The 13,342-nt window shown below is 64.0% G+C and carries 12 protein-coding genes and 2 tRNA genes; 1 reads left to right on the top strand and 13 read right to left on the bottom strand.

The window, feature by feature from the left end; genetic code table 11:
• Positions 1-98 precede the first annotated feature (98 nt).
• From BMON_RS08810 to BMON_RS08780, 7 genes are all read right to left on the bottom strand, one after another.
• Positions 99-1,049: a magnesium transporter CorA family protein gene (locus tag BMON_RS08810; protein ID WP_033512057.1), complete on the bottom strand. Its 951-nt coding sequence runs from the start codon at positions 1,047-1,049 to the stop codon at positions 99-101.
• A 198-nt stretch (positions 1,050-1,247) separates the two neighbouring features.
• Positions 1,248-2,090, bottom strand: a complete 843-nt coding sequence (locus BMON_RS08805) for a histidine phosphatase family protein (protein WP_033512055.1) — start codon at positions 2,088-2,090, stop codon at positions 1,248-1,250.
• Between the two features lie 155 nt (positions 2,091-2,245).
• Positions 2,246-3,277 (bottom strand): YdcF family protein, encoded by a 1,032-nt coding sequence (locus BMON_RS08800; RefSeq protein ID WP_033512053.1) that lies wholly within the window; start codon positions 3,275-3,277, stop codon positions 2,246-2,248.
• Between the two features lie 107 nt (positions 3,278-3,384).
• Positions 3,385-4,116 (bottom strand): MIP/aquaporin family protein, encoded by a 732-nt coding sequence (locus tag BMON_RS08795; RefSeq protein WP_033512052.1) that lies wholly within the window; start codon positions 4,114-4,116, stop codon positions 3,385-3,387.
• Positions 4,117-5,316: 1,200 nt separating this feature from the next.
• Positions 5,317-5,389 (bottom strand) — tRNA-Ala (locus BMON_RS08790).
• Positions 5,390-5,478: 89 nt separating this feature from the next.
• The gene (locus BMON_RS08785) at positions 5,479-6,612 is read right to left on the bottom strand and encodes a hypothetical protein (protein WP_033512050.1); all 1,134 of its coding nucleotides are present in this window, start codon (positions 6,610-6,612) and stop codon (positions 5,479-5,481) included.
• A gap of 87 nt (positions 6,613-6,699) precedes the next feature.
• On the bottom strand, positions 6,700-7,662 hold the full coding sequence (locus tag BMON_RS08780) for a DMT family transporter (RefSeq protein ID WP_337588756.1): 963 nt from the start codon (positions 7,660-7,662) through the stop codon (positions 6,700-6,702).
• Positions 7,663-8,083: 421 nt separating this feature from the next.
• On the opposite strand from BMON_RS08780, the gene BMON_RS08775 reads away from it, so the two are divergent.
• The gene (locus BMON_RS08775; RefSeq protein WP_033512049.1) at positions 8,084-8,488 is read left to right on the top strand and encodes a pyridoxamine 5'-phosphate oxidase family protein; all 405 of its coding nucleotides are present in this window, start codon (positions 8,084-8,086) and stop codon (positions 8,486-8,488) included.
• Positions 8,489-8,625: 137 nt separating this feature from the next.
• Here BMON_RS08775 and BMON_RS08770 read toward each other — a convergent pair whose 3' ends face one another.
• From BMON_RS08770 to nadD, 6 genes are all read right to left on the bottom strand, one after another.
• Complete coding sequence (locus tag BMON_RS08770) at positions 8,626-9,390, bottom strand: histidine phosphatase family protein (protein ID WP_033512048.1); 765 nt, start codon at positions 9,388-9,390, stop codon at positions 8,626-8,628.
• Positions 9,380-9,826: a ribosome silencing factor gene (rsfS, locus tag BMON_RS08765; protein ID WP_051918046.1), complete on the bottom strand. Its 447-nt coding sequence runs from the start codon at positions 9,824-9,826 to the stop codon at positions 9,380-9,382. Before rsfS ends, BMON_RS08770 begins: the two co-directional genes overlap by 11 nt.
• A 3-nt stretch (positions 9,827-9,829) precedes the next feature.
• Entirely contained in the window at positions 9,830-11,212 is a 1,383-nt protein-coding gene (glmU, locus tag BMON_RS08760; protein ID WP_033512046.1) for a bifunctional UDP-N-acetylglucosamine diphosphorylase/glucosamine-1-phosphate N-acetyltransferase GlmU, read from the bottom strand.
• Between the two features lie 84 nt (positions 11,213-11,296).
• Positions 11,297-11,367, bottom strand: a tRNA-Gln gene (locus BMON_RS08755).
• Positions 11,368-11,428: 61 nt separating this feature from the next.
• The gene (locus BMON_RS08750) at positions 11,429-12,451 is read right to left on the bottom strand and encodes a ribose-phosphate diphosphokinase (RefSeq protein ID WP_033512045.1); all 1,023 of its coding nucleotides are present in this window, start codon (positions 12,449-12,451) and stop codon (positions 11,429-11,431) included.
• A gap of 101 nt (positions 12,452-12,552) precedes the next feature.
• Positions 12,553-13,233 carry a nicotinate-nucleotide adenylyltransferase gene (nadD, locus tag BMON_RS08745; RefSeq protein WP_051918047.1) on the bottom strand — a complete coding sequence of 227 codons (681 nt, stop codon included), beginning with the start codon at positions 13,231-13,233 and terminating at the stop codon, positions 12,553-12,555.
• Positions 13,234-13,342: the final 109 nt, after the last annotated feature.

Below are 13,342 nucleotides of genomic sequence, written 5' to 3'. Positions count from 1 at the left end.
CGCAAGCGATCCGGCGAGCGCCAAGACGGCGATCGCCGCCGCACACCGCCGCCCGAACCGACCCGGTCGCCTGCGCCCCGCCATATCCGCCACGACCGCTACTTGAACAGGCGCGAACGGGTGAGGAACCAGGTCACGACGATGGAGAGCAGGATCGAGATGACGACGACGACCAGGAAGCCCCATCGGCTGTCGGTGAACGGCATGCCGGACATGCCGGATTGGAAGTTCATGCCGTACATCGAGAAGATCAGCGTCGGGATCGACAGCGTGATGGAGATGATGGTGAAGATGCGCATCACGTTGTTCAGGTTGTTCGACACGATCGAGGCGAAGGCGTCCGTCATGTTCGCAAGGACGCCGCTGTAGATGTTCGCCATCTCGATGGCCTGCTTGTTCTCGGTGATGACATCGTCGAGCAGGTCCTCGTCCTCCGGGTACTGCTTGAACCGGGTGAGTGAATTGAGCTTCTCCATGACGATCTCGTTCGATTTCAGGCTGGTCGTGAAGTAGACCAAGGTCTTACTCAGCTCGAGCAGCATGAGGATCTCGCGGTTCTGCATGGAATGACGCAGTTTGAGTTCGAGCCGGTCGCTTTCGCGGTCGATGATGCGCAGGTAGCGCAGGTACATCGTGGCGTTGCGGTAGAGGATCTGCAGGATGAAGCGCGACTTCATGTACGTGTTGAACCCACGGATCGTTCCCTCCATGAAGGGGTGGAGCACGGCGGTGTCCTGCATGCATACGGTGATGATGAGGTGCTGGGTCAGGATGATGGACAACGGGATGGTCTCATACCAGTCCCGGCCGCCGCGTTCCTCGACGGTGGGGATGTCCACGATGATCATCGTGTAGTCGTCCTCGACGTCCACGCGCGAGCGTTCCTCGTCATCCAACGGGGCGCGCAAATCCGCCAGATCGATGCCCGTCTGCTGGGAGACCGTGGCCAATTCGACGTCCGTCGGTTCCGACAGGCACAACCATGAGCCGTTCTGTGGTGTGTCGACCCGCTCCACCTTGTCATTGATGGTATTGAACATCCGCAGCATGTCGTATCACCCGCCCCTCGCCTTGATGGTTATTGTCCTGTGCCCTGCATGGCCTGTTTGCCCGCCCGATGGCGACGCCGGCCGCCCCGCAGCGAGGCTTGGTCGACGCGTATCGCGTCGCGTGAACCGTATCAAGGATAATCCCTGCCCCGACGAAGCGCCATCCCGCGAGCGCCGTGCACTCCCGACGCACAGTACTCAGGCGCTGACCTCGATGGGTTTCCACAGCGCCATCCCCGGACGCCTCAGTTCGGCGGGACCGTTCTCCCAATCGACCTCATCGGCGAGTTCGGGGCCGTGGTTATACACGCCGAGCTGCCAATGGATGGGGCCCGCGGCCCCGCCGCCGTATCGCGGCGTGAGTTCGGACCAGAAGGCGTTGCGCATGGCGTCGAGCGAATTCAACCCATCGGGGTCCATCCCCATGAGACCGGTGATGGTCGCGACGATCCACGAACCATGACCCACCAGCAACAGCGTCGTGGGAGTCGGATCGTCGAACGACGCCCGCACCAACGATTCGACGGCCGCGACCCCACGTGCCCCCACGGCCTGGCGACTTTCCACGCCGTGCGCGAGCTCTCCCCCGGTATGCGCCTTCCATGAGGCGTAGTCGGCGGGATCCTTCGCGCGGATCTCCTCGCGGGTCATGCCCTCCCACTCCCCGAAGCTGCGTTCACGCAGGCGCGGGTCAAGCGTCACGGGCAGGCCCATGATGTCGGCGAAGGCATGGGCGGTCTGCTGGGCACGAAAAAGATCGGAACAGACCACGCGCATGGCCCGCTGGGCGGCCGGAGCCTGCCGATACTCCTCGATATCGCTGTCCTTGGCGGCACCTGGCCCGGGATGACGCAGGAGGCCCGGCTCGTCGGCGATGGCGAACACCTTGGCCCAGTAATATCGTCTCGCCATCGCATAGGCGCTCTGATCCACCTGCCACTGCCCGACGATGTCGAGCGGGACATCGATCTGCCCCTGCATCCGCCGGGCGAGATTGAATGATGTCCTCCCGTGCCTGAGCATGATGACGTCATCGATCATGATTGACTCCTCAACCCACATCGTGCCCTAGACGGGCATACGCGAATGGCGCACGTATCCATGCACCGTACCTAGCCATGGTATCGGACCCGTGGACCCCTGTACCCCTCGTACCCGGTGACGGCCGGAACGAACGGGAGAATACCGACCGGGGCTCACCGCGCCAAGGCGACGATCAGCACGGGCAGGGCGATGACGGCGTACGGCCACCAGTGCGAGCGGCTGATGGCGATGAACTCCCTGATGAACGCGGCGGGCCAGTAGTACCCGCTCGTGCGACTGCCGACGCCATCGGCGTTGAGCCGGATCCGGTGGGCGTATTCGCACGCGCGGAACACGTGGTAGTCGCTGGTGACGAGCGCGGCACGGTACGCCTTGCGTCCGGTGCCGTTCAACGCGTCCATGATCTCCTTGGAAAACGTGAGGTTCTCGAAGGTGGTGGTGGAGCGGTCCTCGGTGAGTATGGCGTCGTCCGGCACGCCGTGGGTATCCCTGAGATACCGGCGCATGGCTTCGGATTCGCTGATGGCCTCGTCGTCCCCCTTGCCGCCCGAGGCGATGAGCGCGCCGAACCGACCCTGGCGTTCCCACAGCTGGACGGCCTTGTCCAACCGCCCCTGCAGCAGGGGTGTGGGCCGCTCCCCCTGCAATCCGGCACCGTGGATGATGATGTAGTCGTACCGTCGTTTCCTGGGCAGCATCCGGTAGAACGTGGAGTACAGGAGCAGCGCCGCGAACGTGAAGACCATCCATAGCATCTCCAACGTCGCGAGCACCATGAGATAGGTCAGCCAGCGCGACGTGCCGCCGCGCAACACCAGGTAGTCGAGAACCAGGATCGCGAGCAGCCCGAGACCCAACAGGCCCGGCAACGCCGTGGATGGCGACAACCCCTCGCGTCTGATCACGATGACGGCATTGATTAGCAGGAAGAGGATCACGGCCGCGGGCGCGAGGATGGCCAGTACGACGAGCGCGATGAGCAGGGCGACCTGCACCGGTTCGCTCGGTGCGGACAGACTCAGCGCGAGCAGCGTCAGCGTTCCCACTGCCGTCAGGACGAACAGCGCGAACCATATCGTGTTGCGGAACTGTCGCGGTTCCCTGCGGAACGATATGAGGAACACCAAGCCCCAGAAGAGCGTGGGGATGAACAGCACCACCAACGACCACAACGTATCGAGCATCGAATCTTCCTTCCTCCCGACATGACGGCGCCGCCTCGGGGCGGCGAGGCCGACCACCACCCACTGCCCGCTGCCCCGCGGACGTCAGACCGGGATCGCAGGGAACGTCAGGCGAACAACCAGCGGAACAGGACCGCGCCGACGATGGCGCCGACGATGGGCGCCACCACGGGGATCCAGGCTTCGTTCCAACGCGATCCGCCCTTATGGGAGATCGGCAGGATCTGGTGCAGCACCCGCGGCACCAGATCACGGGCGGGATTGAGTCCCGGACCGGTCGGGCCGCCGAGTGAGGTCACCAGTCCCCACACGATGAAACCGACGACGATGGAGGCCGCACCGGGGTTCTTCATGCCCCAGGGCAGCGACAGGGAGCACAGCGCCCCGAGCACGAGAATCAGGGTGCCGAAGAACTCGTTGAGGAAGTAGTTGCTCCGCGAGTTCTCCGCGTCGGTGGTCGAGAAGCTGGCGAAGATCGCCTCGGCATCCTGCGTGTCGCGGTAATGCGGGTAGTACGTGGCGTACACGATGAGCTGCCCGACGGCCGCGCCGACGAGCTGGGCGAGGATGTACGGCAGGACCTCACCCCAGGGGAACATGCCCACGACGGCCTGCGCCAGTGTCATGGCGGGGTTGATGTGGGCGCCGGACACGGCACCGAACATCATGACGGGGAACATGACGCCGAAACCGTATCCCATGGCAATGGTCAGCCAACCGGAATGGAACCCCTTGGTCCCCTTGAGTTCGACGTTCGCGACGGCGCCGTTGCCGAAGACCATGAGGAATGCGGTGCCGACGAGTTCGGCGGACAGTTTGACCGCCAGTGAGTAATCCATGGGGAATGGTTCCTTTCCCGACAATGCGGGGTGGGGGCTGATAAGACGTCACCCATGGTAGCGAACCGGCGTCCCTACGGCCGCGCCGTCGCGTGCCGTAGGGCGTCGTCAGGTGCCGCCGTGTGCCGTCGTGTGCCGTCGCGTGCCGTCGGACGCCGCCCCTACACAAGTCGACGATTGACCAACCAGGGTCGACGATTCGCGCATACCAGTAGACCATTCATGCATCAAAGTCGCCGATCCGGTGACGCAAGTCAACGATTCAATGGCACAAGTCGCCGATTCAATGACACAAGTCAACGATTCGCATAGACAAGTCGGGCGATACGAAAAACGAGGGGCCATATTCCGCGGTTGTTTTTCGCTATCCCCTGACTTGTCTGACGGGCACGAGACTTGACTTTCCATCCTGCGGACACACCAATCCGCAACCGGACACACCGCACGCCCCACAACCGCGATATTCCGCATGCCTTCGCGCCTATGACCCCATAAGCCCATAACCCGAATACCTCGCCTTTGGCGCCCTGTCTCACTTTGTGTAGTAAATAGCGCGGAGTCCGCCGATGCCCGATTTGCCGCAGTCGCGTAAATTGGCGGTATATGGCCGTTCCCGGTTTCTCAGTTTGCCCAGGCTTCGTGAAAAGACTACACAAAGTGAACGGTCCACCCAGATTCACCACCTGGCGCATGTGGACGCATCCACCTGCACCGTGATGCCGTGGTGCTGATCGCCGTCCCCGGCGGATATGTGATCGACTGGTATGTGGTCAGGCGGGGAACCGCCGCCGGGTGCGTGCACCCCATGACACGACACGAATCGCCCGCCCGATGTGGTGTGCGCGGGGGGGGCGATGGACCGCTCAAGCTGCCGAAAACCACACGGCACAATGCCAGCCACCCACAACCGGACACACTCGTTGCCTATAACTCAGGGAACCTGGGAGACCTATGGCATCCCGAACCGGTACGGCACCGGCATCGACTGGAACGAATTCCACACAGCCACTCGATATCCAAACGAAACCGACTGACACAAGGACACACTTTATGACCTACAACCCCACCGACTGCCACAAGGACACACTTATTGCCCCTGCCCCGGGCCCGCGGAGCATCATACGAAACGCGACACATCCACCGGAATCGCGTCATACCAACGAAAAAGGGCCGTCCCTTTCGGGACGACCCTTTCATACGTGGAGCTAGGGAGATTCGAACTCCCGACCCCCTCCATGCCATGGAGATGCGCTACCAGCTGCGCCATAGCCCCGTATGTGACCATCGGCTCTGTATTTGAACCTTTGATAGGTTACAACACGAGGCCAGAATGGGCAAGACGGCGTGTCGTTCGCTGCGCAATCACTGTCCGTCGGATCCCGACGCGCCGCTGCCCTGGCCTGTGGACGAACCGGAATCACCGGTGCCGCCGCCCGAACCCGAGGTGCCATCGTTTGACTTCCTCGACCCGGTTCCCGAACCATCGTCAACGGAACCGCTGCCCGAACCCTGCGACGAATCGGAGCCTTGCCCCGATCCGGAGGTACCGGACCCGCCACCGGTGGTGTCGCTGTGCGAATCCGTGCCCTTCGAATTCGAATCGGTCCCGGATCCCGAACCATTCGTCGTGCCCGACCCACCCGAAGTGCCCGAACCGTTGCCTGAACCGTTCGTCGATCCGGTGTCCCCCGAGGTATTCCCCGAGTTCTCCGAACCCTGCGAGGACCCCGAACCGGCACTGGGCGAGCTGCTGGGAGCCGTGGTGGACGGCGTGGACGGAACGTCGGTGGACGGCGTCCGCGAGGGCGCCGGACGGCGCACGGAGGTCGACGCCCAGTCCCGCACCACGCTGTCGGTGCCCTTGCCGCGCGTGGCCAACGTGATGACCAATGCGGTGATGAGCACGGCCACCAGCGCGCTCACGATGGAGATGATCAGGGCGATCTTCTTGCGTTTGCGAGCCTCCGGCGAGGTGGTGTCGATCTCTGGGGCCTTGACGTGCGCAGCGCCATCCTCATCGATACGAACACCCTGGTGCACCACGGCATCGGGGTCGATGGTGCCGTCCGAGGCAACCACGCGAGGAGCGTTGCCCTCCCCCACTGCCGGCGCACCGTCGACCGGGGCGGCCTTGACGGCGGTGGTCTCACCGATGCCCTCACCAACCGACGGCATAACCGACGTATCGCCGACCGACCGCTCTTCCCCGGCGGCACCGGCGATCCGGGCCCCCGTATCACCGCCCGTATGCGCCGGGGCACCTGAGCCGGTCTGACCGGAGTCCATGAACGGCGTGGCCGCCTGAATCTTCTTCGATGACGCCTTGAGCACGTTCTGATAGATCTGCGAGGATATGGCCGAGACGATGGAACCGATCGCGACGCCGATCACGGACCCGGCAAGACCGATGCGGGCCGACAGTAGGAACGATGTCACCGCCGCGAGCGCGCCTGCGCCTATCTGGGAGAAGGAGATGCCTTTGAAAAAATTCTTCACATGCCCGAGACTAATCGCACAAGTCGCGTGGAACCTGAGCGTTGCGCGAACACCGCCGAATCCTTACAAGAATCCTCACAAGAATCCTCACTGGGAGGACGTCGGGACTATGCGTCGGGAGGCGGCGCGGGGCGCTATGACGGACAGGACGACCGCCGTGAAGATCAATGCGAAACCGACCAAGGCGTTCCACCCCAGGGTCTCGACCCCGGCCAGCACCGAGAAGGACACCGAAAACAGGCTTTCGGTGCACATGATGATCGCCGCGCTCGAGGCGGGGACGTGCGCGAGGCCGATGTTCTGCATGATCTGGGCGGCGGTGGTGGCTCCGACCACGAGATAGAGCAGGCTCCATATCACCACAGGCGTCCCCCACGAGGCGTTGGGCATCGGCTCGGTGAGCAACGCCGAGATGACGAACAGCACGCCGGCCACGGCGAATTGCACGAACGTCAACGCGATGGGATTGATGCTCCGGGCGTAGTGACCGAGGTAGACGAGATTGACCGAACACACCACCCCGCACAGCAATGTGAGCATATCGCCGGAGGACAGGGCCATGGAGCCCGTCCCGGTGCGCAGTGCGACGAAGCCCACCCCCATCATGCAGATCACGCCGGCGACCACATTGAGCATGCCTGGCCGTCTGCCCAGAATCATCCATGTGGCAAAGGGGACGAGGACGCAATACACGGCGCTGAGGAACGCGCTGCGGCCGGGATCGATGGTCTTGAGGCCAATCATCTGCAGGCACATCGTACCGTAATAGGTCACGCCCACGATCAGCGCGGGCACGATGATGCGCCGGCTCATCGCATGCAGGATGCTGCGGTGGAACAGGGCGAGCATGATCAGGCAGGCGCCGATCATGCGCACCGCCATCAGCCATTGCGGTGGTATCTGCGTCATGGCACGTTTGGCCATGAGATAGCTGCCGCCCCATAGAGCCGCGCAGCACAGGAGCATGAGTCGGGCGAGATTCGGCGGGAACGTGCGCGACATTCGGCTGCGCAACCCTTGCAACCCCTTGCGCGCGGGCAATGCGGGCATGTGGAACACCGCCCGTCCGCCAGCGTCACGATGCCGGACGCCGCCGCGGCGGCCTCGTGTGGAATGCGGATTCTCGGCCATGTTCGGTCACTTCCCGTGGCTGCGCGGCATGCGCCGCCATACTCGTCTTCTCTGCTGCCCGATTCCTGTCGAACGTGACCACGATAGACCCACGCCTTGGCAGACACGCTGGGTCCATACTCGGCGGACAGCGCCAACGGCGGGGCAGACGGCATTGAGTCGGGACGACACCGAGTGGTATGGCCGCTCGGCGAGACGGCTCGGGTACGGATCTCCGTCTCGCCGACGCCCCGGCGCGTGATGAAAATCACACGCGTGCTTTCCGTGAGTGAACAGCGCCCATCCGGCCCCCGCCGGGACTATGCTGGCACTGTGTCCAACTGTTGAAAGGAAGTATGACATGGTAGCTCTTACCGATGATATGAAGAAGTTCGTGGAGAACAACCTGTGCTGGATTGCCACCGTTGGCAAGGACGGCCAGCTTGATCTCGGCCCGAAAATGTCGATGTTCGTGCTCGACGACTCGCATCTCGCCTATCACGAGCGCACCGCCGGCCAGCATTACGAGAATCTGAAGAACGGCAGCCCGCTGGTCGTGGCCGGCGCCAATCTCGCGGAGAAGAAGGGCTATCGGTTCCGCGGCAATGTGACGCTGCACACCGATGACGCCATCTACGAGGCCCGCGTCAAGGTCGCCGAGCAGGAGGGCACCAAGAAGCCCGCGTGCGTACCCGTCCTCGAGATCACCGAGGTCCAGGATCTGTCGGCCGGAGCCAAGGCCGGCACCACGATCGAGAAGAACTGACGTCATAGCGTCACCGCTATCAGCCATTCCTATCGATGAAGGCCGGAACCGCGAATGACGGGGTTCCGGCCTTCATCGTATCCATGCGTCGTTGACGATGCCCGGCACTCGGACAATCATCGTGGAGCCACATGAATCTACAGCGAGGTTCGCTCCCATTCCGGGGTGTCGGCGATCGCGGGACCGTGGTTGTAGTCCATCAGACGCCAGATGGTGTCGACCCGTTCGAACGATTGGTCCGCAGGCGTGCCCCATCCTCGGCCGTCGAGCGGGACCAGTCTGGCCCAGTGGGCGTTGCGCATCGAAAGCATGCCGGGCATCTCCCCCGAGATCCTGTCGAGTCCGAGCATGGTCTGGACGGTCTCGGCGATCCACGCCCCGTGGGCGAACACGAAGAGATCGGTGTCGGGTCCGGCGTCGGCGGACCATTGCCTCAGCCCTTCCACGCCACGCATGCCGACATGCCGTTTCGTTTCGGCGCCGTGCCGCAGTTCGCCGCCGCGCATACGCATCCAGGCGCTGAAATCCTCGGGATATCGTTCGGACAGTTCGTCGGCGGACATGCCCTCCCAGTCTCCGAAATCACGCTCGCGCATGCGCTGGTCCGGATGCACCGCAAGGCCGAGGGGATCGGCGAACGCATGGGCGGTCTCCATCGCCCGACCCAGATCCGAACTCACGACGAGCGGTGTCGCGTCCGGCCGACGCCTGACATAGAGGTTCCTCAACACTTCGGCGGTCTCATGCACCTGCCAGCGCCCCACCTCATCGAGCGGTATGTCGATGCCGCCCTGGATGCGCCCCGCCAGATTGTAGGCCGTGCGTCCGTGACGGATCAGGGTGATGGAACGCGCGTGACGACGCACGGGTCCGCGGGCGTTCGATGCGGCGTCACTCGGCATGGGCGTCGAGGGCGGTGGCTTCGGCACGATCCCCGTCGGATACGGCGGCATCGGCATCGTCGTCTGGGTGCTCGGGCAGCTCGAGATCGATCGAGGGGCAGTCACCCCAGAGCCTGTCGAGCGCATAGAATTCGCGCGCGTCCTCGTGCATCACGTGCACGACGAAATCGCCGAAGTCCAACAGCACCCACTGAGCCTCCTCCAGACCCTCCCGGGCCAGAGGCTCACGATGGCCGTCCTTGAGATAGAGGTCCTTCTCGATCTCCTGCGCCACGGCGAGCACCTGGCGCTCGTTCGAAGCGGTGACGACCAGCATGATCTCGGTGATGGCCACCGGGACGGTGACGTCATAGGCGGCGATATCGCCCGCCTTGAGACGGTCGGCCGCCGCGGCCGCGATGCGGACCGATGCGATGGATTGCTGTGTGGCTGTCATATATCAACGCTCCCAAGCGGGCTTCCAGCCCTTGACGATATGCTGTGAATTCTCCGAATAGACCATGGCGTCATCGGGGGTGTCATGCCTGACGACCGAACCGGCGCCCGTGGTGACGTTATCCCCCACCTCGACCGGGGCCACGAAGAGGTTGCCCGCGCCGACATGGACATGCGAGCCGATGAGGGTGCGGTTCTTGTGGACGCCGTCGTAGTTGGCGGTGATGGTGCCGCCGCCGATGTTGGTGTGCTCACCGAGCACCGTATCGCCCACATAGCTCAGATGCGGCACCTTCGTGCCCTTGCCGATATGCGACTTCTTCATCTCGACGTATGCGCCGGCCTTGGTGCCCTCGCCCAGATCGTTGCCCGGCCGCAGGTAGGTCCACGGACCGATCTGCGCGTCGCGGCCGATGTGGGTCAGCTCGACGCGGGCCCGCTCGACGTGGGCGCCCTCGTCGATCGCCGCGTCGATAAGGGTCGTGTACGGGCCGACCACGGCCTGCTCGCCTACCACGGTATGCCCTTGCAGGAAGCATCCCGGCAGGACGGTCACATCGGGGGCAAGCTCGACGTCGTCGCCGATCCACGTGGTCGCGGCGTCGAGTATGGTCACGCCGCGGCGCATCCAATCCTCGCAGACGCGGCGGTTGTGCTGCCCGGCCAATGCGGCGAGCTGGATACGGTCGTTGACCCCCTCCACGCTCAATGGATCGGGGGCGGCGAAGGCGCCCACGGGACCGACCTCGCGGGCGCTTTCCAGCGCGTCGGTGAGATAGAACTCACCTTGGGCATTGTCGGAGTCGAGTTGCGAAACGGCGCCGGCCAGGATCTTCGCGTCGAAGACGTAGACGGAGGTGTTCACCTCGCGCACGGACAGTTCGCTGCTGTTGGCGTCCTTCTGTTCGACGATCCGAAGCACGCCGCCCTTGCCGTCCCGGATGATCCTGCCGTACCCGGTGGGATCGTCAAGCGTCGTGGTCAGCACCGTGGCGCCGTTGCCGCTGTGCTCATGGAACTCCAGCAGGCTACGCAGGGTTTCGGTGTCCAGCAACGGCATGTCGGCTGCGGTGACCAGCACCGGGCCGTCCAACGTACCATCGGCCAGCAACTGCCGCATGGCGCATTGCACGGCGCGACCCGTTCCGGGGATGTCGTCCTGCCGCACGATCTCGACATGCTCGTCGTAGGAACGCGCGGCCTCGGCTACGCGGTCGGCCTGGTGATGCACGACCACGGCGAGCCTGTCCGACTCCAACCGCGACACCGCATCCATGACCCGCTCGAGGAATGGTTTACCGGCGAGCTCATGCAACACCTTGGGTTTCGAGGAATGCATCCTCACCCCATCACCTGCGGCGAGAATAATTGCGGCGGACAACACCATACGAATCCATCTCCAATTCTTCGGCTGACTCGTGCGCCGGCCCGACGACGATCTGCGCCGCCGCGACCGGGCAACCATAACCAGTTCCCCCACCTGGATTCGAACCAAGACAAAGGGTTCCAAAGACCCGTGTGCTGCCATTACACCATGGGGGATCGGCAGGCGTACCTGCCAAGTGCTTATTATGCCATACCCCTCGACTGAGGGGCGTCGGACTCACGCGAAGAGGAAGCCCTGCCCGTGATGTTCCGGATAGGTGTCGAACAGCTCGGCCACCGATCCATCCTCGAAGACCGCACGAATGGCGCTGGCCAGCAAGGGGGCGATGGACAGCACGGTGAGGCCGTCCCAACGCTTCGATTCGTCGATCGGCACGGTGTCGGTCACGACGATCTCGCGCGCGCCGCAGACCTTGAGCCTTTCGACGGCGGGTCCGGAGAACACGCCGTGCGTGGCCACCGCGGTCACGGACTTCGCTCCGCTTTCGCGCAGGACGGTGCAGGCCCCGGCGATGGTGCCGGCGGTGTCGATGAGGTCGTCGACAAGGACGCAGTCCTTACCGGACACGTCACCGACGATGCGGTTGGCCACGGCGCGGTTCGGGCGGGTGATGTCGCGTGTCTTGTGCACGAAGGCCAGGGGGCCGCCGCCCAGACGCGCCGCCCACTGCTCGGCCACGCGGATGCGACCGGCATCCGGCGAGACCACGGCGATGTTGTCGAGGTGATCGGAGAACCGGTCACGGATATAGTCCACCAGCACCGGCATCGCGATGAGATGGTCGACCGGGCCGTCGAAGAAACCCTGCGACTGCGCGGCGTGCAGGTCGACGCTCATGATGCGGTCCGCGCCGGCGGCACGCAGCAGATCGAAGATCAGGCGACAGGAGATGGGCTCACGACCCAGATGCTTCTTGTCCTGACGCGAATAGCCCAGCAACGGGCAGACCGCCGTGATGGAGCGTGCCGACGCGCGCTTGAGCGCATCGATCATGATGAGCTGCTCCATGATGCCCTTGTTGATGGGATCGGCATGGCTCTGCAACACGAAGACGTCCGCGCCACGCACCGATTGCGTGTAGCGCACGTACATCTCCCCGTTGGCGAAGTCGTACGCCGTGGTCTTCAGGATATCGATACCCAACTGCGCCGCGACATCCGCGGCCAGCTTCGGATGCACCCTACCGGTGACGAGTATCAGGTTTTTATCAGGCTTCCCCGCAAGGATTGCACTCACCATATCTCCAAACGTTTCTCGTTGAAGTGGACTCCACCCATACTAGACAGGTGCGCAGACCGGCCGGACGGTCCTCGCACCCCATCGTCCGACGGCCCGGCCGCTCAGCGGCGGTACAGCCCGTGCTTCGCGATGTACTGCACCACACCGTCCGGTACGAGGTACCACACCGGCTCGCTGAGGCTGGCGCGGTGCCGGATATCGGTCGAGGAGATGGCCAGTGCGGGGATCTCCAACGCATCCACCATGCCCTCGGGGGCATGCCGTATGGCTCCGGGATCGGAATACCCCGGCCTGGTCACGGCGACGAAGTGCGCATAGTCGCGCATGCGGTCGACGTCTTTCCAGCGCAGGATCTCCGTGACGGCGTCGGCGCCGGTGATGAAGAACAGTTCGGCGCTCGGATACTGGGCGCGGATGTCACGCAGCGTGTCGATCGTGTAGGTGATGCCCGGACGGTCGATGTCGACGCGTGAGACCGTGAACTTGGGGTTCGGCGCGGTGGCGATCACCGTCATAAGATACCGGTCCTCGGCGTTGGTGACCTCCTTGTCGAGCTTGAAGACCGGGCGCCCGGTGGGCACGAAAATGACCTCGTCGAGGTCGTAGACCCAGGCCACCTCGGAGGCGGCCACCAAATGGCCGTTGTGGATGGGGTCGAACGTACCGCCCATGATGCCGATCCGCGGGGGGTCGTGCTTCGGCCTGCCCGGCCGAGCCGGGATGCCGGGTGTCACGCCGTCAGCCTCGTTGAGGGTCAGCTCGGACATGCGCCGCAGCCGCATACCCTTGGCCACGGCCTCACGATCGGCGGCACCGCCCTCATAGGGCGAGGCGTCGGCGTCGGTCCCCGTCGCCCCATCCCCTGCCGACGCTGAAACCGAGGCCGAAACC

Origin of the sequence: Bifidobacterium mongoliense DSM 21395, from assembly GCF_000741285.1 — a bacterium.
GTDB classification, from domain to species: Bacteria; Actinomycetota; Actinomycetes; order Actinomycetales; family Bifidobacteriaceae; genus Bifidobacterium; species Bifidobacterium mongoliense.
This window is presented reverse-complemented; position numbering and strand designations above follow the sequence as displayed.

Excerpts from the sequence above, each read along its gene's own strand:
- nadD (WP_051918047.1), bottom strand. The coding sequence starts at position 13,233 with ATGCGGCTGCGGCGCATGTCCGAGCTGACCCTCAACGAGGCTGACGGC.
- BMON_RS08750 (WP_033512045.1), bottom strand. The coding sequence starts at position 12,451 with ATGGTGAGTGCAATCCTTGCGGGGAAGCCTGATAAAAACCTGATACTC.
- BMON_RS08800 (WP_033512053.1), bottom strand. The coding sequence starts at position 3,277 with ATGCTCGATACGTTGTGGTCGTTGGTGGTGCTGTTCATCCCCACGCTC.
- BMON_RS08770 (WP_033512048.1), bottom strand. The coding sequence starts at position 9,390 with ATGCCGAGTGACGCCGCATCGAACGCCCGCGGACCCGTGCGTCGTCAC.
- BMON_RS08805 (WP_033512055.1), bottom strand. The coding sequence starts at position 2,090 with ATGATCGATGACGTCATCATGCTCAGGCACGGGAGGACATCATTCAAT.
- glmU (WP_033512046.1), bottom strand. The coding sequence starts at position 11,212 with ATGGTGTTGTCCGCCGCAATTATTCTCGCCGCAGGTGATGGGGTGAGG.
- BMON_RS08810 (WP_033512057.1), bottom strand. The coding sequence starts at position 1,049 with ATGCTGCGGATGTTCAATACCATCAATGACAAGGTGGAGCGGGTCGAC.
- BMON_RS08775 (WP_033512049.1), top strand. The coding sequence starts at position 8,084 with ATGGTAGCTCTTACCGATGATATGAAGAAGTTCGTGGAGAACAACCTG.
- rsfS (WP_051918046.1), bottom strand. The coding sequence starts at position 9,826 with ATGACAGCCACACAGCAATCCATCGCATCGGTCCGCATCGCGGCCGCG.
- BMON_RS08780 (WP_337588756.1), bottom strand. The coding sequence starts at position 7,662 with ATGCCCGCATTGCCCGCGCGCAAGGGGTTGCAAGGGTTGCGCAGCCGA.
- BMON_RS08795 (WP_033512052.1), bottom strand. The coding sequence starts at position 4,116 with ATGGATTACTCACTGGCGGTCAAACTGTCCGCCGAACTCGTCGGCACC.